The organism is Pedobacter foliorum (assembly GCF_013266735.1).
GTDB classification, from domain to species: Bacteria; Bacteroidota; Bacteroidia; order Sphingobacteriales; family Sphingobacteriaceae; genus Pedobacter; species Pedobacter foliorum.
Window position 1 is genome coordinate 25,582 of sequence record NZ_JABSNU010000003.1, and the last position, 23,501, is coordinate 49,082.

Sequence of the window (23,501 nt, forward strand, 5' to 3'; positions counted from 1 at the left end):
ATGAATATTAATGTAAACAGCTTGTCTGATTTAGATCAAGCCGCTATTTCCCTTTTAGATTTTGCCGGAGCTGAAAAGATATTTGTTTTCGAAGGCGACATGGGGGCTGGAAAAACAACTTTTATTAAGGTTTTAGCTAAAGCCTTAGGCGTAAAAGAACTGGTTTCCAGCCCAACCTTCTCTATTGTAAACGAATATGAAGCAGAAGGCAATACTTTTTACCATTTCGATTTCTATCGCATTAAAAACCTTCAGGAAGCGTACGACATCGGTTATGAAGAATACTTTTATTCTGGAAACACCTGCTTTATTGAATGGCCTGAAAAGGTTGAAGAGTTATTGCCAGAGCACTATATAAAAGTTGAGATCAAAATGTTAAGCGAAAACGAGAGGCTACTGTCCATCAATAAAATATAAAATGGCAAACCTTAGTTTTTAGGTTATTTTTCTTAATTTCAAGCTAAAATATCACATAAACAAATATGGCTACAGGATTACGCGAAGGTATGGCCTCCATTGCTCAAAAAGGGCTTTTACAGCCTAAAGAGACAATGTCAGAAACCAGTCAGAAAAGCAATAGTTTGTATATTGGCATTCCAAAAGAAATCTCATTTCAGGAAAACCGAATTGCCCTAACCCCATTATCCGTTGCCCTTTTGGTCAATAATGGCCATAAGGTTGTTATAGAAACCGGCGCGGGGGTAGGCTCAAACTTTTCCGATAACGACTATAGCGAACAAGGCGCAATCATCGCTTTTAACAAAAAAGATGTTTTTAACGCCGATATCCTGGTAAAAATAGCTCCGCCAACTTTAGAGGAAGTTGCTCTAATGCATAAGGGGCAAACTTTAATATCCGCACTTCAAATGGGCGGATTAAAAGAAACCTACCTTAAAGCCCTTCTTAATAAGAAAATCAATGCCATTTGCTTCGAAAACCTAAGGGACGAAGGAAACATCCTGAGTGTAGTACGTGCAATGAGCGAAATTGTTGGCGCAACATCAATTTTTATTGCTGCAGAATACCTCAGTAACGTAACAGGAGGAAAAGGCCTCATGCTTGGTGGCTTTACCGGTGTCCCGCCAACTGAGATCGTAATTCTTGGAGCAGGAACCGTTGGCGAATATGCTGCGCGTACAGCCCTTGCGCTAGGAGCAGAAGTGAAAGTGTTCGACAGCTCTATTTATCGTCTTAGACGGCTTCAAAACAACCTCGGAAGTCGTGTTTTCACTTCGGTTATGCAACCAATTGTTCTTGGAAAAGCAATTACCACTTGTGATGTTGTCATTGGAGCAATTAGAGCAAAGCACGGAAGAAGCCCATGCATCGTAATGGAAGAAATGGTAACCAGAATGAAGCCCAATTCTGTTGTAATTGACGTAAGTATTGATCAGGGTGGATGTTTTGAAACATCCGAAGTAACAAACCATAAAGATCCGGTATTTAGAAAACATGATGTAATCCATTATTGCGTTCCTAATATCGCTTCGCGCGTACCTAGAACGGCCTCTTATGCCCTTACAAATATATTTACTCCAATTCTTGTGGATATAGGCGATATGGGCGGATTAATGAATGTTGTGTGGAGTAAACCTGGTATCAGAGAAGCGCTATACATCTATCAAGGACATTTAACGAACAAAGATCTTGCAAACATGTATAACCTTCCATACAAGGACATTGAGTTGCTAGTCGTCTCAAATCAATAGCCCAGAGGATGAAAAAATACTTGTGCCTATTGCTGCTCACCCCATTATTTACATGGGCTCAAAAAACAACTGGCAATCCTTATGGGCTACAGGTGATCAATTTCTATGAAGATTATCGCTCATCATACATCGACGACCCTAATAACCAACTCATAGAAATCAAAAAGGCAATACCAAATATTGCGCTCGATATCAGGTATGCTACAAGAAATAATTTCATGAATCAGGTAATGTACAAAGAGGCTCGGGCCTTTGCCAGAAGACCTGTTGTAGCACAACTAAAGAGAGTACAATCAGCCCTTAACAAAAAGGGATATGGGTTAAAAATATTTGATGGATACCGCCCCTATACCATTACACTAGCTTTCTACAAAAAAGCTAAGAATAAAAATTTTGTAGCAAACCCTAAAAAAGGCTCTAAACACAATCGCGGTTGCGCTATTGACCTAACGTTAATCGATTTAAAAACCGGGAAAGAAGTACAAATGCCTACACCATACGATAGCTTTGCTCGTGAAGCCTCCCCATCCTATTCAAATCTACCGCCAGCTGTAATAAAAAACAGGGCCTTACTGATAACCACAATGCAATCTCACGGATTCCGAGTGCTAAGTAACGAATGGTGGCATTTTGATTTCATTGGATGGAAGAAATACCCACTAATGGACATCCCTTTTGAAAAGCTATAGTCTAATAGTTTTCATGAATATAGGTAATAATTTTACCCATTTCGTCTCTCACCGCAGTTGTAGATGATACAAAATTATTATTCATAAAAGAGAACAAATACACCCTATTTTTCTTGGTTACAACGTACCCACTCTGACAATGAATATTTGATAGGGTTCCTGTTTTTCCAAAAACAAAAGGTTCATTCGTTTTGGGGTAAGCGTTTTTCAAGGTTCCGCTCTTACCTCCTGCCGGAAGCATTGCAAACAATCTCTTTTGGTCATTCACCTCTTTATAGATTAGCTCCAGAAGCGTTATAATGTCCCTAGGTGTAACCAAATTATACCTCGACAGCCCAGAGCCATCAACCCATACCGGCTTATCTTGTAGCCCATTTAAATAGTTTTCTTTGATGTATTGTATTGCCTTTTCAGCACTCAAACCTTCACCAATTTGATTGCAATAAACCAGAAGCAACTGTTCTGCTATAAAATTATCACTCGGCACCATCATCTCTTTAAAAACGGAATCGGCTTTTAAAGAATATACTGTCTTGGCATTTGTGGGCATTTTCATCCTAATCAACCCAACCTCTTTATTAAGCGTATCAGACAATAAGGCAAGTGTTGTAGACAAGCTAACTTTATACGGAACCTCTTGGGTATAGCCCTCTGGCACCTTTATAGCAGGATAATTAAATCTGTTTGTATTGAAATCCCGTTTTATCAAAAAGGAGGCCTCTTTTGATGAAGAATCCGGGGTAACGCAATCGGCAAACAGCTGAGGAGAAACAGTCAGCGCACCCTTATTTTCCTTAGCCTCAAGCAAGTTTCCCATTATTGGAAACTCATTAATCTCTGACTGATAATAATCGTTGTAATCGTCCCATTGCCAGCCTTTTCCATAGAAATCACCAGAGTACCTTCCCGGCGCAAAATAAAGTTGCTTATTTGTTGTCTTTAAAAAATCAAAAGCTCTTGTTCCCTTAAATTTTGCATATAAAAAAGAGGGATCTCCTGTCCCCCAAAATATAAGGGAGTCTCCCCGTTCAATATACCGCAATGCAGGAATTGAGTCAGGTGTTATTTTTAATCCCCCATAAAAGGTAAATAATTTAGTATTTGATGCCGGGGTAAAGTACTTATCTGCATTATTTTCAAACACCATTTTTTCAGTAGACATATCGTATAAAGCAAACCCCACATAGTGCTTCTTTAACACCTCAGACTCTTTAAAAAGGCCATTTACCTTTCTTGACATGCGACGATCAACAGCGCAACTACTTAAAAAAAGGCCAGCAGAAACAGCTAATAAAAGAAACAAGCCATTAATTTTAAATTGAGATCTACACATACTGACTACTAATTTATTAAATTAGTTCAATGAATCCGCTTATGCGTGCTGTTAATTTCTTTTTCTTAAAAGTTATTCTAATTCCCTTAACAATTGGAATTTGCACTCCATATGCATCAAAAGCTCAGCAATTTGGTTTTAATGGCTCCCGAACAAAAAGTGCTGTTAATTTCACCCTCATTCGCAACCTAATTATCATCCCTTTGTACATCAATAACAAGGGGCCTTACAATTTCATTTTGGATACCGGCGTTGGCCCTCTAGTAATTACAGACACAACAATTGTCCAAGAATTAAACCTTAAAGATCTTCGTCCAATAAAAATAAGTGGGCTTGGAAAAGGAATGGAAATAGATGCATTTCTTTCCAACCAAATTTCTGCTCAGATTGGCAAAGCAAATATCGACTACATACCAACGGCGATACTAAAATCAGATATCCTAGGCCTCTCTAATTACATGGGAACCAGAATTTATGGCCTCTTAGGCTATTACTTCTTCAATAGCTTTACTGTCGAAATAAATTACTCTTCCAAAAGAGTAATTTTTAATTTACCAGGAACCAAGAAGAAAATAAAGGGTGAAATTATTCCTTTGCAAATCATCAATAGTAAACCATACATAAACGTAGAGCTAGACATTAAAGAGCTAGGCTCCATCAATGCAAAGGTTGTTGTTGATAATGGTGCTAGCCATGCCATTTCATTAGAAACTCTAAACGAAAAGCCTTTCCCCATACCTCCCAATGCCATCCCTGCAAATCTTGGAATCGGTCTAGGCGGCCCAATTAGCGGAAATGTAGGTCGTGTTCCTAAAATGAGGATCGGAAACTTTGAATTAAACGATGTCATTTCCTCTTACCCAATATATGATGATGTAGCTGCGAAAACATTGATTTTAAATAGGAATGGCAATCTTGGTTCTGAAATACTAAGCAGATTCAATATCACATTCGATTATGCAAATGAAATCATGTACCTTAAAAAAAATCAATTTTTCAGCCGTCCATTTGAACACGATATGTCGGGCATTGAAGTCTATGTCGAAGAAGAACCCGAAAAGCGTTACTTTATAAGTAGAATTGAGCCTAATTCTCCCGCCCAATTAGCCGATATCCACGAAGGTGATGAAATTATATCTATCAATTTCACTAGCACCAAAACATTAAATCTTAACGATATTACAAAAACATTGCGCTCTGGAGATGGTCGTGGTATTTTCCTCTCTATCAACAGGAACGGAGACCTGCTCATCAAACTTATAAAATTGAAGAAACGGATATAAATATTTATTTTTACCCTTTCCATATGGATAAGAAACAGCTTTTTTAAGCTAAATGAAGCCCCAATTTATATATCAGGAACAAGTACCAATATGATAAAGATACCCCATTTAACGACACTACTAAGCTTAATCCTACTCCTTACATCTTACGGCTGCAATACCCCTAAAGAAGAGAAAAAAGTCGTAAAAAAGCTCTCATTTGATTCGATCATCGGCATTCGATATCAGGAAGTAAAACGCCGGTTTAGCAATGGTCTTTCCTTTAATGAAATGGGGTTTCAACAAGAACCGTCATGGATTATCCAGTTCAAATCAAATGATACCGTGATGGCTTATAGCCCCCAAAAGAAAAAGATGCAACCCTTTTTCCTTATGTTTGATCATGGCGACGTGTATAATTTCGCAAATGAATATTTCCGTATAAAAAAGATAAGCAAGGATAGTCTTGTATTTCAAAGGCTTCACCTTCAAAAAAAGGAGATTTCGAAAGACATAAGATCTGATGTCAACATCACCTACTACTCAGATAATTACCTAAAAAATGTATTAAAAACCACAGCCGAAGAGTTACAAAAACCTTCCAAAGCTGATACACTTTACGTCCAATGGCTCTCTGCACGTTCCAACCGTAATCCGCAAAATTTAGATAGTGCCTTCGCAGGCAGACAGCCCGTAGAATTTACGCCTGTCAGCAAGCTCATCAAGGTAAAAAAAATAACCACAATTGATCCTTTTAAAGGCAGAACACTATCCTACGATTATTTATTTCCTTACTATCGTATCGACATTGACAAGGCTTACAAGGACTTCGCTTATGAATTTAATGTCTTAGTAAATGCTAACGGAAAAATGTATTTAACCACATTCGGTAATGTTCTGCCCGAACACAAAGAGGCACGAAAAAAGTCGTTAGAAGCAATTATTAGCGTTTATCTTCAAAATCTCCTGGCAGTTACGCCGGGCAAAACACTTGGAATACCTCATTCTAGCGAAATTAAATTGGTTGTTCAGGGAAAAAAGACCAATAAATGATGCTTTTCTCATTTTCTGTACGTCAAAAAACAAATCATTTGCATTTTAATAAAAAAATAATATGTACATTGCACACTTAATTTTTTAATAAATAATACAATGCAAGAAGGAACAGTAAAATTTTTTAATGTAACTAAAGGTTTCGGATTCATCATCCCTGCAAACGGAGATAGCGAAATTTTTGTACATTCAACAGGCCTTATCGATGAAATTCGTGAAAACGACAAAGTTGAATACGATGTTGAAAGCGGTAAAAAAGGGTTGAATGCGATTAATGTTAAAGTAATCTAGATTATTAAAAACATAAATTGTACAGCATCGCAGATAACCTGCGATGCTTTTTTGTTTTTATAGCAATTATTTATTCTCTGCTTTAATAGTCTCAAAAGCCAACTCAGGCTCGTTTGTAGTAATAAACTCTACCTTATTTTTAAGCAGCCATTTCATATCATCAACATTGTTTACCGTCCAGGCATTAATGGTTAAACCCAATTCTTTAGCCTTTGCAAACCATTCCCCTTTTTGGTAAACACTATAGTGATAATCAGCTCCATAAAACCCATCTCCTTTAAGTTTTTCTAATGAAGCATCTCCGTTTAAATAAGCCACTTTAGCTTTAGGATCCAACACCAAAACACGCTTCAAAATATCATAGCTAAAACTAATGTAATCAACCCATTCTTTAGCTTTCAATTTCTTAACCATAGCAACCACCCGATCAGTCATTTCCAGATCTCTTTTTGGATTCGCCTTCGAAGGTTTTATCTCCAGAATCAACTTCATTTTCTTCTGCTTTATCCCCTCCTTTAAATACGCCTCCAAAGTAGGAATATACTCGCCATTAGGATGCTGCTTAGTTAAAAGCTCTTTGTATGTCACCTCCGCAATATGAAGTCCGTAAAAGTCAGCATCATGGTTAATCACCAAAACACTATCCGAGGTCATATGAACATCAAACTCAGAACCATAGCACCCTAATCTAGCCGCTTCTTTAAGTGAAGCAATAGAATTCTCAGGCAAATTGTTCTTTTTCCAGGCTCCTCTATGAGCAATAACAGGGTTCTTATTCCAGGAAGATCCTTTAATATTTGTTTCGGGTTGAGGATCAAAACTTTTCGTAAATAACGCCATAAGGGTGATGACTAAAATTGATGATTTCATAAAAATACTTTTTCTAAAAATACTCGTTAAATGTTTATGTAAACGTTTTCTTAAAGTTATTTTCTAACTTTATTACCCATTCCACTGTTTTAATGAATAACAATTACGACATTTTAATAGCTAAAGTTAATGAGTTTACGCAAAAGTTTTATCTAAACAAGCTTTTACGGGGATGCATTTATGCTCTTACGCTACTCCTCATATTTTATCTTTTTCTCTTTCTCTTTGTTTACTATACAAACCCGGGAGTAGGCACAAAAACCACACTTTTTTTCTCCTTTTTAGCCCTTTCTGTAGCTGTAATATCATTTCTTATTATAAAACCTGCTCTTTTATATTTCAAACTAAGTAAGAATTTAAGTATTGAAGAAGCGGCTACATTAATTGGTGACCACTTTTTTAATGTAAAAGATAAGTTACTAAACACCCTTCAATTACAGGCGCTTGCCAATCAAAATCCAAATAACAATCAATTAATTCTAGCCGGAATAGATCAGAAAATAACCGAGCTTAGACCGATTCCATTTGCCAGCGCAATCAAGCTTAAAGACAATAAAAAATATATTAAATATATCCTGCTACCACTTTCAATCATTCTTCTTATCGGGATAATTGCACCAACCATTTTAAAAGAAGGAACCAGTAGCTTTGTTCAATACAATAAAGAAATTCTACCTAAGGCTCCTTTTAGTTTTGTAATGCTAAACAAGAGCCTAATAGTTCCGCAGGGTGATGATTTAATCATAAAGCTTAAAATAACAGGAAATCAACTCCCTCAGGAAGTATATGTTTCAGATGCGGCCAACACCTACAAACTAGAAAAAGAAGGCGCTGACCGCTTTACATACACCTTCAAAAACCTTCAAAAGAACAAAACAATCCAGTTCTCCGGTGGAGGCTTCAATTCACTCTCCCACACAATAGAAGTTAAACCTCGCCCTTCTGTATTAAATATTACGGCTAAGCTCCAATACCCAACCTATCTGAATAAAAAAGAAGAGGTAATTCAAAATGCAGGCGATCTACTTTTGCCTGAGGGAACCACAGTAACCTGGTCATTAAATACAGAGAACAGTAATAATCTTAGCTTCATCATTGCCAACAAACAATATGCGCTAAACTCAGAGAACAACAGCTTTAGCTTCACTAAAAAGCTGCAGGAAAACACGGGATATCAGATTATCCCTAAAAACAGCTTTATAAACAGTAAAGACTCCCTATCACATCAAATTGACATTATTAAAGATGAGTTCCCTAATATCTCAATTGTAGAAACCCCTGACTCCATAAGCAGTAAAGCGCTGTATTTTTCAGGAAACATATCAGATGATCACGGATTTAGTGCTTTAAAATTCCAATATAATATCAAAGAAAATGGTGTACTAAAAAGCACTGTAACCAAATCCTTAACCCTAAAGAAAAACCAACTTGAAAATGCTTTTTTCTTTCTTTGGAATTTAAATGAAACCCCTCTAAAACCAGGACAAGCCCTCGAGTATTATTTCGAGGTAGCAGATAATGATGCCGTTAATGGTCCAAAAAAGACTAAATCAGCTATAAAGATATTCGAAGTCCCTACACAACAACAGGTAGCAGAAAAATTAAATCAGGGAAGTACAGAACTTAAACAGAAGATGGAAAAAGCCATTAAACTGGCTTCCGAGGTTGAAAAAGAAAGTAAAAAGCTTGGTGAAACCCTTTTAGATAAAAAACAGCTCAATTTCGACGATAAAAAACAGATTGAGCAGCTATTAGATAAGCAGCAGCAGCTCGAAAAGGCGGTAGATGAGGTAAAGTCCTTAAATGAAAAGAACACGCTTCAGAAAGAAGAAAACAACGCCTTAAAGGACGAATTAATTGAGAAGCAGAAGAAAATAGATGATCTGTTTAATAATGTTCTTAATGAAAAAACCAAAGAATTGCTCCAAAAACTTCAAAGTCTAATGGAGGAAAATAACAAGGATCAAACCCAAAACGAACTGTCCAAAATGCAAATGGACAATAAATCATTAAAGAATGAACTTGATAGAATTCTGGAACTCTATAAACAGCTTGAATTTGAACAGAATTTAAAGAACAATACTGATAGGCTAAATGATCTTGCTAAAGAACAAAAGGAGCTGTCTAAGAAAAGTTCTGAAAAAGACGCCTCATCTGATAAATTAAATGAAGAGCAGAAAAAGCTGTCTAGCGAATTTGATGACATCAAAAAAGAGCTTAAAAAACTGGATGATAAAAATCAGCAAATGGAGCGCCCTAATCCATTTAAAAATCCAGAAAAAGAAACATCAGAGATTAAGCAACAACAAAAAGATAGCGAGAACAAATTAGACCAGAATAACAAAAAAGATGCTTCTAAGAGCCAACAAAAGGCTGCTGAGCAAATGGAAAAGTTAGCGAAGGAGATGGAACAGATGCAGCAGGAATCCGCAGAAATGGAAAGCAACCTAAACATTCAGGAACTGCGTCAGCTATTAAAAAATTTGTTAAACACTTCTTTTGACCAGGAAAAGGTAATGCTGAATCTAAAAAGCATGAATAGCAATGACCCTCTTTATACGCAAAACGTTCAGAAACAACGCAGCATTAAAGACAACATGAAGACCATTGCCGATAGTTTGTTCTCCCTCAGCAAAAGAGTGCCACAGATCGAAACTGCAGTTAACGAAGAGATGCAAAAGATCAATTTCAACATTGATAAGAGTCTCGAAAACCTTGGTGAAAGAAATACTGGTCTCGCCAACAAGAATCAGCAATACACCATGACTTCGATCAACAACCTTACACTAATGCTAAATGAAGCGCTTGATCAGGTGCAAAACATGAAGAAAAGTGGAAAATCTAGTGGGGGCGGAAAATCTAGCGGAAAGGGCAGTATGCAACAACTTCAGCAGATGCAAAAACAGCTTAACAACAGCATGCAAAAGGCTAGAGAGGAGCTCCAAAAGAATGGAAACAAAGGCACCGCACCTAAAGGACAAATGAGCCAAGAGTTTGCTAAAATGGCGCAGCAACAGCAAATGATCAGAGAAGCTCTTCAAAAGATAAATCAAGACCAAAATAAAGACGGTAAAAACGGCCTTGGAAACCTCAATCAAATGATTCAGGACATGAAGGCGACTGAAAGTGATTTAGTTAATAAAAAAATAGAGCAAGAAACCCTTAATCGTCAAAAAAGCATCCTCACAAAATTACTTGATGCAGAAAATGCCGAGCGCGAACAAGATCAGGATTCAAAAAGAGAAGCGAAATCAGCTAAAGACTTCCCTCCATCCTACAAACAAATGCTCGAGAAATTTAAAAAAACTCAGCAATCAGAAACAGAATGGCTTCAGAAACTGCCCCCTGATTTAAACTTCTTTTACAAAAAGAAAATAACTGAGTATTTTAAATTGCTAAATTTGCCCCAATAATTTATGATCTGATGAGCAAAGCGAGCGTTAATTTTTTTACTGAAGACACCAATTATACCGTTAAAAAAAAGACAATCATTAAGAATTGGCTTAAGTCTGCTGTTGAAGCAGAAGGGTATCAGTTAAAGGAATTAAATTTTATCCTCTGCTCAGACGAATATTTATTGCGTATAAACCAGGATTATCTTAATCATGACACTTATACTGACGTGATCACTTTTGATAACTCTGAAGAGCTTAAAACGATTGTAGGCGATATATTTATAAGCATTGAGCGAATAAAGGAAAACGCAGCAACATTTAAGCACACTGTCGAACAAGAATTGTGTAGAGTAATGATTCATGGAGCCCTTCACCTTTTAGGATACAAAGACAAAGGCAAAGCGGCAAAAACAAAGATGACTGATCGTGAAGATCACTACCTCGCTCTTCTAGCGAATTCTTAAGATTCATTCTAAATTATATTTTGATCAAATCGGCCGGATTCTTCGGTCAAAAACGAGCACCAAATCTTCTTTTTTTTCTAAAAAGTGTAAAAGCTGTTTTATCCTCTTTTCAGGCTTTTTAAGGCCCTTTAATGCTTTTCTGATAAAGACATTGGAACAGCCCCAATTATTGCAGCCAAAGCAAGCTATAAAGGTCATTTTTCAGGGCTATTTGTCTGCAAAATCTGTTTTAAATTTTATTTCTTAAGCATTATGCAACTTTTCTGTTACATTAAATGCCAAGACTTATGTTTGTTGGAGATCAAAATCCTTTATATTAAATAGGACCAACTACATACCAAATAATTATTGCTTACTTTTGTAGTAATTTCTTATCTCTAATATCGTTAAACACAGACTTTGAGCACACTTATTGCAGCCGAAAATTTAGGCCATGCTTATCACGACGAATGGCTATTTAAAAACTTAACCCTTGGAATCCAAACTGGGCAACGCGTAGCGTTGGTAGGTATTAACGGTGCCGGAAAAAGCACCTTGTTAAAACTTCTTGCCGAAAGGTTTTCTCCATTGGAAGGAAAAATTGTAAAGAATAAATCCGTAAAAATCGGATTTCTTGATCAGGAGCCCTCTTTTCCTGAGGGTTATTCTATTAGTGACTTTATTTTTTCGCTAGAAAATAAACAACAACAGCTCATCAAAGAATATGAAGAGCTAATAGAGGACCCAAACCCAGATGAAAAAACATTAAATCGTCTGTATGAAGAATTAAGCGAACACAATGCTTGGGAATATGAGCATGAGATAAAAACCATCTTAAGCCGAATGGGCATTAATCATTTGCAACAGCAGATATCTACCCTATCCGGTGGACAGAAAAAGCGCTTAGCATTAGCGAAACTACTTATAGAAGATCCTGAGATTTATGTATTAGATGAGCCTACCAATCACTTGGATATAGATACAATTGAATGGCTGGAGAAATTGCTTACCTCAGGGAACAAAACAATCCTTTTGGTTACGCACGATCGTTACTTCCTGGATAATGTATGTAACACAATCGTTGAGTTAGATAGAGGTAAAATATATAACTACAATGGTAACTACGCTTACTTCCTTGAAAAGAAATTTGAAAGAGAAGCTGCCGACGAAAGCACTTTTCAAAAGAACAAAAATCTTTTAAAGAAAGAATTAGAGTGGATGAGGAGGATGCCACAGGCCCGGGGAACCAAATCTCAAGCTAGAATTGACGCATTTTACGACTTAGATAGCAAAACCAAGCAAAGAACTGACAATCAAAGCATTACTTTAAATGTAAAAATGGCGCGTCAGGGAAACAAAATTCTTGAGTTAGATCATATCGGTCAGTCATTTGATGATAAAAAAATCATAAATGATTTCAGCTACACTTTTAAACGCGCAGATAGAATTGGCTTGGCGGGTAAAAATGGAACTGGAAAATCTACGTTATTAAATATCATCACCGGTTTTCTTAAGCCAGAAAAAGGTAAAGTTAGCACAGGAGAAACTACTGTTTATGGTTACTATAAACAAGGGGGGTTAGCATTCAATGAAAAAGAACGTGTTATTGATATTGTAAAATCTGATGCCGAATATATTAAAATGGCAGATGGACAAACGATCTCCGCTTCCGCACTTTTAACCTTATTCCTCTTCCCGCCGAAGAAACAACATGGCATGGTTGAGAAATTAAGTGGGGGCGAAAAAAAGCGTTTGCACCTGATGAAAGTCTTAATGCAAAACCCAAATTTTCTAATTCTGGATGAGCCAACAAACGATCTTGATATTGACACACTAAATGTTCTTGAAGAATTTCTTGAGAACTTCCCAGGTGTATTAATTCTTGTTTCCCATGATAGATACTTGCTAGATAAAATGAGCGAGCAACTATTCATAATGGAAGGAAACGGAGAGGTAACCATTTATAATGGAAACTATTCAGAATACAGACTGAGTCTTGATGCTGCAAAAGAAAAACCAGAAGTAAAAAAGAAAGAAACTCAAGTCTCTACTCCTACCCCAGTTGCTCAAAAAAAATTAAGCTACAAGGAGCAGAAAGAATTAGAAGATCTTGACTCAAGGATTTCTCAGATCGAATCTGAAATAGAAAAACTAACTCAATCTCTTTTAGAAATTGACAGCGCTAATTATATCGAAATTCAAGCTGTCACCAAGTCTATTGAAACGCTAACTAGTGAAATGGACACCGCAACAGAGAGATGGTTAACCCTTTCTGAAAAATAAAAAACAACGATGAAAAGGATAACTGAAATCTGTTTTTTTGAATTAAATGACGGCGAAGTAGCTTCGCTGAACGCTAAATCATTGTGTACAAATAGCAGTTCCACGCGTGATTCAAAAATCAAAAAAACTTATTCAACACAGGGGTCTATTATTTCAAACACCCCTCAAAAGACCTTTTTAACCGTTATTTCAAAATTAAACACACTCGTTAGAGCTTATTTAACGCGCTCTAACGCATCTTTAATTAATATCTTTGCAAACACGTTCCACGTGAAACAATCGCCCCAGAGGGCTCAGAGTTTCACGTGGAACATACAAAATATACTAAGTTATGTTTAATGAATATGATGTAATTGTTGTCGGTGCAGGACACGCAGGTTGTGAAGCTGCAGCAGCGGCAGCGAACCTTGGTTCCTCTGTTTTGTTGATTACAATGAATATGGAAACCATCGCACAAATGAGTTGCAATCCCGCTATGGGTGGAGTAGCAAAAGGACAAATCGTTAGAGAAATTGATGCGATGGGTGGCTACTCTGGAATCATCAGCGACAAGACAACTCTTCAATTTCGTATGCTAAATCTTTCAAAAGGTCCGGCTATGTGGAGTCCAAGAACTCAGAATGATCGCAAAAGATTCGCAGAGGAATGGCGCTTAGCTTTAGAGAGAACTCCTAATGTAGACTTCTGGCAAGACATGGTTAGCAGTCTAATTATTAAAAACAACACTGTAGTCGGAGTCAAAACTTCACTAGGAGTTGAGATAAAAGGCAAGTCAGTTGTGCTTACAAATGGAACATTTTTAAATGGGGTTATCCATGTTGGAGAGAAGAAATTTGGTGGTGGTCGCACGGGAGAAAAGGCAGCAACCGGAATAACTGAACAACTTACAGAGTTAGGATTTGAAGCCGGCAGAATGAAAACTGGTACCCCACCCCGCATAGATGGACGCTCTTTAAATTACAGTGTAATGGAAGAACAGTGGGGCGACGAAAACCCTGGCCGCTTCTCCTATACCGATGTAGCCAGGCCAACCGAACAACGCTGTTGCTGGATTACATATACCAACTCAGAAGTTCATGAGACATTAAAAGAAGGATTTGAAAAGTCTCCAATGTTTACAGGACGCATCAAAGGATTAGGTCCTAGATACTGTCCTTCAATTGAAGATAAAATCAATAGGTTTGCTGAACGCGAAAGACATCAAATATTTGTAGAGCCTGAGGGATGGAATACCTGTGAGATATACGTTAATGGATTCTCTACTTCCTTGCCTGAAGATGTACAGTATAAAGCACTAACCAAGATCCCAGGATTTGAAAATGCAAAGATGTTCAGACCTGGATATGCCATAGAATACGACTACTTTCCACCTACCCAATTGTCGTTAACTCTTGAGACCAAATTGATCAGTAATCTGTTCTTTGCAGGTCAAATAAATGGCACTACAGGATACGAAGAGGCTGCTAGTCAAGGCTTTATAGCTGGAATCAATGCACATCAGAAGGTAAAAGACAAACATGAACTCATCATGAAACGCTCTGAATCTTATATTGGTGTTTTAATTGATGACCTCGTAACTAAAGGAACCGAAGAGCCTTATAGAATGTTCACTTCAAGAGCAGAACACAGACTTTTACTTAGACAAGATAATGCAGACATCAGGCTCTCCCCTATTGGCCACAATCTTGGTTTAATAAACGACGAGCGCTTAGATCTTGTAAAGAAAAAAGTAGCGAACTCTGATGCAATTGTCGAATTCTCTAAAAAACAGGCAATTGACATGGTTCAAGCTAATGCCCTTTTAGAAGAATTAGGCACAAGTGCTCTAAATCAGACGGTTAAGGTATTTAACTTATTAAGTCGCCCACAAGTTGGCATAAATGACATAAGAACAGTCAATCCTAGCTTTAATGAATTCCTGGATCAGTTCGATAAAGAAACCATCGAGCAAGCTGAAATAAAAATCAAGTACGAAAGCTATTTCGAAAAAGAACAGGAAATTGTAAATAAAATGCAAAAGATGGAAGACAAAGATATCAATCCAAATTTTGACTATTCACAATTGGTATCTTTATCAAAAGAGGCCAGAGAAAAATTATTGAAGATAAAACCAAGAACTCTTGGTCAGGCATCCCGAATTTCAGGAGTTTCGCCATCTGATATATCAGTTTTAATGGTCCATATTAGTAAATAAGCCGTAACTAACTGTATAATAATAATTTAAATACCAACAGAGTGTCTTAAAAACAGGCTTGTTTTAAAGCGATTTAAGACACTTTTAAAAAGTTTTAATAATATCCATTAAAAAAAGGTTTAATTTCAATACAACTCATATAAATGGCTAATAACAACAACATAGTTTTAATAAGAAATTTCACAGCTCTATTTTTACTAATTGCCTTAATTTATAGCTGTGCAAGTATTCAGCAGCCCCAGGGAGGTCCAAGAGATACTACACCACCTAAGGTTTTAAAAATGGAACCAAAAGATCTGACCACAAATTTTACAGCCAAAAAAGTTGTCATTGAATTTGACGAATATTTTAAGATACAGAATGAGTTCAAAGAATTCTCCGTTTCTCCTGAAATGCCTAAACCTCCAGTCCTAAAAACAAAAGGAAAAAAACTAGAGATTACCTTTCCAGACAGTCTCGAAAAAAATACCACCTATACTTTAAATTTCGGAAAAGCTATTGCTGACGTGAACGAATCCAATCCGGTTAAAAATTTAACATACGTATTCTCTACCGGTCCGAAGCTAGATTCATTAACTATCAAAGGGAAAGTGACAAATTCCTTAACTGGAGAGCCGGAACTAGATGCACTTGCTTTTATACTTCCCCTAAACAGAGATACGCTTTTCGGTAAAGGAAAACCCTCATTCTATACTTTAACAGATAGTAGCGGCAATTATAGCTTAAAAAATTTAAGAAGTGATACCTACAAATTGTACGTTCTAAAAGAGAAAAATGGAGATAAAATCTATCAACAAGGCACTGAAGATATTGGTTTTATAAAGGATTCTATAGTTCTAACTAAAAACCTCGATAGTGTGAATGTAAAACTATTTAGAGAAGATGCAACCAAATTCAGAATCTTAGACAAACGTTTAAATCCTGATGGAAGTATAACTTTTAACTTTAATCAAAAGCTAAAAAAACCAGAAGTTACTGTAATAGATCCCCCTGCTTTAGATGCATCCAAAATAATCAAATTCAGTAAAAACAACGATTCATTAAAAATTTGGCTTACCGATCTAAGCTTCGATTCAACCAAAATAAGTATCAAAGAAAACGGCAAATTACTTCAAACATCAACGCTTACAAGAGGTAAAAAAGAAACCTATACCAGAACATTAACAGCAATAAATAATCTTGACAATCGTACACTACCTCCAGGCCGAACATTAAAATTCACTTTCAACTTTCCAATAGAAAGTTTTGATGCCAGTAAAATAACCCTATTAGAAGACTCTGTAGATAACAAAAATTTCACTGTAACTAAAGATAGTCTAGATCATCTCTCTTTTTATTTCAGACATGCCTGGAAGCAAAAAACTATCTATGATATCAAGTTTGCCCCTGGTGCATTTACAGCCATTTTTAAAGCTCAAAACAAAGAAATAAAGACAACTTTGGAGCTTGGTAAAAAAGACGATTATGGAACCTTAAAAGTTAAAATTGTACCTCCGGAAAAACAGAAAAGCTACATTTTAGACATTATTGATGGTAATAAAAATCTGGTGAACACCATTTTAGTAAAACAAGATACTACAGTAACTTTTAGCAATTACAAAGGAGGAAAATATTTCATAAGGATAACTTATGACACCAATAAAAACGGTGTATGGGACACCGGAAATGTGCCCCTCGGTTTACAACCAGAAAAGATATGGAATGAGCCTAAAGAACTATCTATAAGACCAAACTGGGAAAGAAATGAAGTAATTACTATTCCTAAAGAATAAACTATCTAAACCAGTCAGAATACATAATGTAATTGTCTGGTAACTTGTTTAATAAAGCCCTTTGCTCTTCGGTAATGGGCTTTATTTTTTTTGCAGGAGTTCCGGCATAAATAAAGCCACTTTCGCAATGAGTATTCTCCAAAACAACCGCTCCGGCAGCTATAATGGTATAATCTTCAACAACAGCATTGTCCATTATAATAGCCCCCATACCAACCAATATATGGTCATGCAAAGTACAACCATGAACGATAGCATTGTGCCCAATAGATACTCTATTTCCAATTTTTGTAGCTGCTTTTAAATACGTAGCATGAATAACAGCACCATCCTGAATATTGCTGTCATTACCAATAGTAATACTATTTACATCGCCTCTAATCACTGCATTAAACCAAACAGAGCAATTTTTCCCCATAACTACATCACCTACTATAGTGGCATTTGGAGCAATAAAACAATTTTCATCCCACCTAGGATGTACATCTTTAACTGGTAATATAACTGGCATAATTAAAAAATTGTATCGGTTAATTGTTCTGAATGTTTAGGATAATCAGTGGTAAAATGAAGTCCCCTACTCTCCTTTCTAGCCATTGCCGATTTAATAACAATGAACGCAACCTGAATAACATTTCTCAGCTCACAAAGTTTTACAGAAACCTTATTTCCTTTATAGAAATCTTCCGTTTCCTGATACAACAAATACAGGCGTCTCATAGCCCGTTCTAACCTGAAATCCGAACGAACAATACCCACATAATCACTCATCAATTTCTGAGTTTCTCTTAAATTATGAGTAACCAATATATCCTCATTTGACTGCGTAACACCATGATCATTCCATTCCGGAATATTATCAGGAATCACATTATCCATAAAATGAGCTATCGCATGTTCAAATATACGATGTGCAAAAACAGGCGCTTCCAGTAACGAATTAGAAGCCAATCTATTGGCACCATGCAAACCTGTCGAAGAACACTCTCCACAAGCATATAAATTTTTTATAGTCGATCTTCCAAACTCATCAACCAATATACCACCACACATGTAATGAGCAGCGGGAGTAACCGGTATAAGATCCTTTGTCATATCTATACCTATGGATAAACATTTAGCATATATATTAGGAAAATGAGCCAAAATATCAGCCTTTTTTCTATTTCTAATGTCCAGATATACGAAATCCTCACCCGATTTTTTCATTTCAGCATCTATAGCTCTCGCCACAATATCCCTCGGTGCTAATGATCCACGCTTATCATATTCGTACATAAATTCATCACCATTCTTCCTTCTAAGTACTCCTCCAAAACCACGTACAGCCTCCGAAATTAAGAAGGCAGGATACTCGCCAGGGTTGTATAAAGCTGTCGGATGGAACTGAATAAACTCCATATTCCTAACTTTTCCTTTTGCTCTATAAACCATCGCCATTCCATCACCCGTTGCAATAACTGGATTTGTTGTGCTAGAATAGATGTGTCCCGCACCACCAGAAGCCATGATAGTCACATTTGCCAATATCTTTTCCACATCGTTAAGCTCTGTGTTAAAGGCATATATACCATAACAGTTAATATCTTCACTACCTTTATCAACATGTATACCCTGATGATGTTGGGTAATTAACTCTAAACAGAAGTAATGTGTTAATATCTCTATGTTATCATTCTGATGAATCTGCTTTAATAACACACTTTCGATTTCATAGCCTGTTACATCTTTATAGTGCAAAACACGGTGTTCAGAATGCCCACCCTCTTTAGCTAAATCATATACGCCAGCACCATCCCTATCAAAATTTGTCCCATAGTCAATGATCTCTTGTATACGCTGAGGCCCCTCAGTAACAACTACTTCTACAATATGTTTATCACATAAACCGTCGCCGGCAATCAGAGTATCTTCTATATGTTTTTCAAAAGAATCATCTTTATCAACAACTACAGCAACTCCACCCTGGGCATATTTTGTATTGGATTCGTCCTCATTTGACTTAGTTACAATTAATACCTTACCATGTTTAGCTGCCTTCAATGCAAAGCTCAAACCAGCAATACCCGATCCTATGACCAAAAAATCTACTTTTCTCATTAAAATGTGTTATTTCCACTACTTTGTTAACAACGTTGATATAATTGTTAACTACTTGTCTAAATAAATAGAACAATTTTATTTGAATGTTTAAAGCTAAGCTAAAATGGTAATTCGACACAATATTTTAACTTATTTTTAAGCATAAACACTAGGGTTATTAACTTTTTATTCACCAACTAACAATAAACATATTCGTATTGATAAGTTTTAGCTTCAATTAATATATCGTTGTAAATCAGCCGATATTTTTGTTAAAAATGTAATATAAATGTTAATAAGTTACTAATAAGTCATAAAGACGCATTTTTTTGAAGTACTTTTAAACAATACTAACACACTAATAAACAATAGAAATCTATTTATATTAAATAATTATAATTTATTGAAGTGTTGAAAGCTCCGTACATTTACAAAAGTTCCAAAACAGATAATTAAAATTTATCCTGTTCTTTGTACTTCATTAAAAAACGAAACGTTAAAAAGAAAATATCAACTCATTAAAATGGACACCTTAGAGGAAATTAACAGAAAAGGTTTTGTAGATGAAAAGATCGATCCCACACTTGACCTTTTTGAAGAAATTGAAAAATTAAAAAAGGAAAAGAATGCGATTATACTGGCTCATTACTACCAGGAGCCTGATATTCAGGATATAGCAGACTATATTGGAGATAGTTTAGGACTTTCTCAGGAAGCTGCTAAGACTGAGGCAGATATCATTGTTTTTGCCGGAGTACATTTTATGGCAGAGACTGCTAAAATTCTTTCTCCTAGTAAAAAAGTTTTATTACCAGATGTAAAGGCAGGTTGCTCATTAGCAGATAGTTGCCCACCTCATTTATTTAAGAAATTTAAAGAAAAATACCCTGATCACCTGGTAATTACCTATGTAAACTGTACAGCAGAACTGAAGGCATTGAGTGATATCGTTTGCACGTCCACAAATGCTGTTCAAATTGTTGAAAGTTTACCAAAAGATCAGAAAATAATCTTCGGACCAGATAAAAATCTAGGTGCCTGGGTAGCAAAAAAGACCGGAAGAGATCTTGTGTTGTGGAATGGAGCGTGTATGGTGCACGAAATATTTTCAAGAGAGAAAATAACCAAGCTAAAAGAGCGCCATCCTAATGCAAAATTTATTGCGCACCCGGAATGTGAAGAAGCTGTGCTAAAAATGGCTGATTATATTGGCTCTACAACAGGATTATTAAAATATTCTATCAATAGCGACGCTCAGGAGTTCATTGTAGCAACAGAAAGTGGTATTATTCATCAAATGGAGAAGGCAAATCCGACAAAAACCTTCATTCCTGCACCACCAAACAACAATTGTGCATGTAATGACTGCCCATATATGAAAAGAAATACATTAGAAAAGCTTTATTTATGCTTAAAAAATGAAAGTCCTGAGGTAACAGTGCCTGAAGATATCATTGTAAGGGCAAGAAAACCGATTGAAAGAATGCTTGAGATTTCTGCAAATTTGGGCTTGTAAATTTAGGCTTATAAAGTTAGTCTTATAAAAATCTAATAATACCCTCGTCATCCTGAATTTATTTCAGGATCTCGCATTAGCAGGGCTTCTTTTCTCTTGAGTGGTCCTGAAATAAATTCAGGATGACGAGAGCTTTAATTGATGATGACGAGGGTTTTAATTCACTATAAAAAGTGGCTTAATTAGTAGAAAAATGAATGTTGATAACTATGTTAATTTACTGTAAAACAACAATATAATGTTTGAGAATAAAGAAAGAACTGATATTTCAGAGTTGGGAGAATTTGGGCTGATAAAGCATTTAACAGATACTTTCAAAATAAGACATGAGAGCAGTATAAAAGGCATTGGAGACGACGCTGCAGTATTAAATTTTAAAGATAAACAAGTACTGATTTCCACAGATCTTTTGCTTGAAGGAATACATTTTGATCTGGCTTATGTACCCTTGATGCATTTGGGCTATAAAGCAGTTCAAGTAAACCTAAGCGACATTTACGCTATGAATGGTATTGCAACTCAAGTAACAGTTTCTGTTGGCTTGTCGAGCAAATTTCCATTGGAGGCTGTAGAAGAAATTTATAAAGGAATTGAACTTGCCTGCAATAAATTCAATATTGATCTTATTGGTGGCGATACTTCTGCAAGCAAACAAGGATTGGTGATTAGTGTAACCAGCATTGGTTATGCTGATAAAGACGATGTTGTTTATAGAAATGGAGCCGGTGAAGGCGATCTTTTATGTGTTTCAGGAGATTTAGGAGGTGCTTACGTTGGTATGCAAATCTTAGAAAGAGAGAAGCTAATTTTCTTGGAAAACCCTAATATTCAACCAGATTTAGAAGGTAAAGATTACATTATTGAACGTCAGTTAAAACCTGAAGGAAGAAGAGATATTGTTGATCTTTTAGCCCAAATGGAAATAAAACCAACATCAATGATTGATGTGTCTGATGGCTTAGCTTCCGAAATATTACACCTCTGTCAACAATCAGAAAAAGGATGTAACCTTTACGAAGAAAAAATTCCAATTGATCCAATGACTTATGAAACAGCACGTGAATTAGGCTTAGATCCTACTGTTTGTGCTTTAAGTGGTGGTGAAGATTATGAATTGCTATTTACCATTAAACAAGAAGACTATCCTAAGTTAAAAAATGATGTGGATATTACCATTATTGGTCACATTACAGATAAAAACTCAGGTTGTAAAATGATCTCTAAATCCAATGTTGTGCACGAATTAAAAGCACAAGGATGGAATGCATTTAAATTATAAGCTATCTTCCTCTTCAGGTAAGTTAGCGTCCAGAAATTTGGTGTCAATCTGCTTAGTAGCTTTGGCACCTAATTTCTTGATTTTCTCAGAAGTAGTAGAAAGATTACCTGAACCCGTAGAAAGCTTATTTAAAGCCTTATCGTAAGCATCCTGGCTTTGTTTAATATTCTTTCCAATACCCTCCATATCAGTTAAAAAGCCAACAAATTTATCATACATATTGCCACTTAAACGTGCAATTTCAAGTACATTTCTATTCTGTCTTTCCTGTTTCCAAATACTTGCAATGGTGCGTAAAGTAGCCAGTAAAGTAGAAGGACTTACAATCACCACTTTCCTGTCCCAGGCATAATTAAAAAGCTCAGCATCTTGTTGAACAGCTATACCAAAAGAAGATTCTATAGGTATAAAAAGTAATACAAAATCAGGAGAATTGATCTGATAAAGCTCATGGTAATTCTTAGCAGATAAGCCTTGTATATGAGTTTTAATAGAAATAAGATGCTGTTTTAAATGCAGTTCTTTATCCTCATCACTCTCTGCAGTAACCAAACGCTCATAAGCTAATAAGGATACCTTAGAATCGATTATAATATGTTTATCGTCCGGAAGGTCAATAATAACATCCGGTTGCATCCTACCCCCATCAGAAGAGCTTAAACTGGTCTGTATCCTGTACTCTCTATCCTTTACTAAACCTGATCTTTCCAGAACACGTTCAAGTATTACCTCGCCCCAGTTTCCTTGTTTTTTATTATCACCTTTCAGCGCCTTGGTTAAATTATTGGCATCTTCCTGAATTTGCTTGGTCTGATCCATTAATTGAGAGATCACACCCTTTAAGATATTTCTCTCGTCAGATTCAGATTTGTAAACTTTATCAACTTTCTCCTCAAAAGCTTTGATGTTTTCTTTAAATGGATTTAAAATAATATCAAGATTGGTACGATTCTGTTCAGTAAATCTTGCTGTTTTTTCTTCAAGAACTTTATTAGCTATATTTTCAAATTCCAGTTTAAATCTTTGTTGCAGCTCGGCAATATATTTATCCTGTTCAATCTGTTTTTCGCGTTGTGCAATAAGCGATTCTTCAGCTTTAATAACCTTACTGCGCTCATTCATATAATTGAGTCGAAGATCATTCAGTTCATCTTCCATTTTCAACTTTTCTTCCTTTAACCAATTCAATGATTTTTGGTGTTCAAGTTCTTTTAACTCTAAAAGAGCAATATGATTTTGATTAGCCGCTGGTTTTTTAAACAATAAAAAAATGAGGGCTACTAAGATGACAACTAATAATACTATTCCTGCTATTTCCATACTAATATTG

Annotated in this window: 18 protein-coding genes; 13 read left to right on the forward strand and 5 right to left on the reverse strand. The window is 36.0% G+C overall.

The window, feature by feature from the left end; all coding sequences use genetic code 11:
- The 3 genes from tsaE (at window position 1) to HQN83_RS06885 (ending at window position 2,398) form a co-directional block, all read left to right on the forward strand.
- Complete coding sequence (gene tsaE / locus HQN83_RS06875) at window positions 1-417, forward strand: tRNA (adenosine(37)-N6)-threonylcarbamoyltransferase complex ATPase subunit type 1 TsaE (RefSeq protein WP_173089612.1); 417 nt, start codon at window positions 1-3, stop codon at window positions 415-417.
- A gap of 65 nt (window positions 418-482) precedes the next feature.
- Window positions 483-1,709 (forward strand): alanine dehydrogenase, encoded by a 1,227-nt coding sequence (locus HQN83_RS06880; RefSeq protein ID WP_173089613.1) that lies wholly within the window; start codon window positions 483-485, stop codon window positions 1,707-1,709.
- Window positions 1,710-1,717: 8 nt separating this feature from the next.
- Window positions 1,718-2,398 (forward strand): M15 family metallopeptidase, encoded by a 681-nt coding sequence (locus HQN83_RS06885; protein ID WP_173089614.1) that lies wholly within the window; start codon window positions 1,718-1,720, stop codon window positions 2,396-2,398.
- 1 nt (window position 2,399) lies between these two features.
- On the opposite strand, the gene HQN83_RS06890 is transcribed toward HQN83_RS06885, so the two are convergent.
- Entirely contained in the window at window positions 2,400-3,731 is a 1,332-nt protein-coding gene (locus HQN83_RS06890) for a D-alanyl-D-alanine carboxypeptidase/D-alanyl-D-alanine-endopeptidase (RefSeq protein WP_173089615.1), read from the reverse strand.
- Between the two features lie 29 nt (window positions 3,732-3,760).
- Here HQN83_RS06890 and HQN83_RS06895 point away from each other — a divergent pair, with 29 nt between their 5' ends.
- The 3 genes from HQN83_RS06895 (at window position 3,761) to HQN83_RS06905 (ending at window position 6,337) form a co-directional block, all read left to right on the forward strand.
- Window positions 3,761-5,014, forward strand: coding sequence for an aspartyl protease family protein (locus HQN83_RS06895; protein WP_173089616.1), 1,254 nt, complete (start codon window positions 3,761-3,763; stop codon window positions 5,012-5,014).
- A 90-nt stretch (window positions 5,015-5,104) separates the two neighbouring features.
- Window positions 5,105-6,046 carry a hypothetical protein gene (locus tag HQN83_RS06900; protein WP_173089617.1) on the forward strand — a complete coding sequence of 314 codons (942 nt, stop codon included), beginning with the start codon at window positions 5,105-5,107 and terminating at the stop codon, window positions 6,044-6,046.
- 99 nt (window positions 6,047-6,145) lie between these two features.
- Complete coding sequence (locus HQN83_RS06905) at window positions 6,146-6,337, forward strand: cold-shock protein (protein WP_008241764.1); 192 nt, start codon at window positions 6,146-6,148, stop codon at window positions 6,335-6,337.
- A gap of 66 nt (window positions 6,338-6,403) precedes the next feature.
- Here the strand turns inward: HQN83_RS06905 and HQN83_RS06910 are convergent, their stop codons facing one another.
- Complete coding sequence (locus HQN83_RS06910; RefSeq protein ID WP_173089618.1) at window positions 6,404-7,207, reverse strand: glycerophosphodiester phosphodiesterase; 804 nt, start codon at window positions 7,205-7,207, stop codon at window positions 6,404-6,406.
- 92 nt (window positions 7,208-7,299) lie between these two features.
- On the opposite strand from HQN83_RS06910, the gene HQN83_RS06915 reads away from it, so the two are divergent.
- From HQN83_RS06915 to HQN83_RS06935, 5 genes are all read left to right on the forward strand, one after another.
- Window positions 7,300-10,620: a DUF4175 family protein gene (locus HQN83_RS06915; protein WP_173089619.1), complete on the forward strand. Its 3,321-nt coding sequence runs from the start codon at window positions 7,300-7,302 to the stop codon at window positions 10,618-10,620.
- 11 nt (window positions 10,621-10,631) lie between these two features.
- Window positions 10,632-11,066, forward strand: a complete 435-nt coding sequence (ybeY, locus tag HQN83_RS06920; protein ID WP_173089620.1) for an rRNA maturation RNase YbeY — start codon at window positions 10,632-10,634, stop codon at window positions 11,064-11,066.
- 399 nt (window positions 11,067-11,465) lie between these two features.
- A complete protein-coding gene (locus HQN83_RS06925) occupies window positions 11,466-13,328 on the forward strand; it encodes an ABC-F family ATP-binding cassette domain-containing protein (protein WP_173089621.1) in 1,863 nt (620 codons plus the stop codon).
- A 331-nt stretch (window positions 13,329-13,659) separates the two neighbouring features.
- Complete coding sequence (mnmG, locus tag HQN83_RS06930) at window positions 13,660-15,522, forward strand: tRNA uridine-5-carboxymethylaminomethyl(34) synthesis enzyme MnmG (protein ID WP_173089622.1); 1,863 nt, start codon at window positions 13,660-13,662, stop codon at window positions 15,520-15,522.
- A 143-nt stretch (window positions 15,523-15,665) separates the two neighbouring features.
- The gene (locus tag HQN83_RS06935) at window positions 15,666-17,294 is read left to right on the forward strand and encodes an Ig-like domain-containing protein (protein ID WP_173089623.1); all 1,629 of its coding nucleotides are present in this window, start codon (window positions 15,666-15,668) and stop codon (window positions 17,292-17,294) included.
- Window position 17,295: 1 nt separating this feature from the next.
- Here the strand turns inward: HQN83_RS06935 and HQN83_RS06940 are convergent, their stop codons facing one another.
- Together HQN83_RS06940 and nadB are read right to left on the reverse strand one after the other, a co-directional pair.
- Window positions 17,296-17,805, reverse strand: a complete 510-nt coding sequence (locus HQN83_RS06940) for a gamma carbonic anhydrase family protein (protein ID WP_173089624.1) — start codon at window positions 17,803-17,805, stop codon at window positions 17,296-17,298.
- A 2-nt stretch (window positions 17,806-17,807) separates the two neighbouring features.
- Window positions 17,808-19,394 (reverse strand): L-aspartate oxidase, encoded by a 1,587-nt coding sequence (nadB, locus tag HQN83_RS06945; RefSeq protein WP_173089625.1) that lies wholly within the window; start codon window positions 19,392-19,394, stop codon window positions 17,808-17,810.
- Window positions 19,395-19,899: 505 nt separating this feature from the next.
- Between nadB and nadA the strand changes: the two genes are divergently transcribed.
- A complete protein-coding gene (gene nadA / locus HQN83_RS06950) occupies window positions 19,900-20,892 on the forward strand; it encodes a quinolinate synthase NadA (RefSeq protein ID WP_173089626.1) in 993 nt (330 codons plus the stop codon).
- Between the two features lie 238 nt (window positions 20,893-21,130).
- Window positions 21,131-22,171 carry a thiamine-phosphate kinase gene (gene thiL / locus HQN83_RS06955; RefSeq protein ID WP_173089627.1) on the forward strand — a complete coding sequence of 347 codons (1,041 nt, stop codon included), beginning with the start codon at window positions 21,131-21,133 and terminating at the stop codon, window positions 22,169-22,171.
- Here the strand turns inward: thiL and HQN83_RS06960 are convergent.
- Window positions 22,166-23,491, reverse strand: a complete 1,326-nt coding sequence (locus HQN83_RS06960; protein ID WP_173089628.1) for a DNA recombination protein RmuC — start codon at window positions 23,489-23,491, stop codon at window positions 22,166-22,168. The genes thiL and HQN83_RS06960 overlap by 6 nt on opposite strands.
- Window positions 23,492-23,501: the final 10 nt, after the last annotated feature.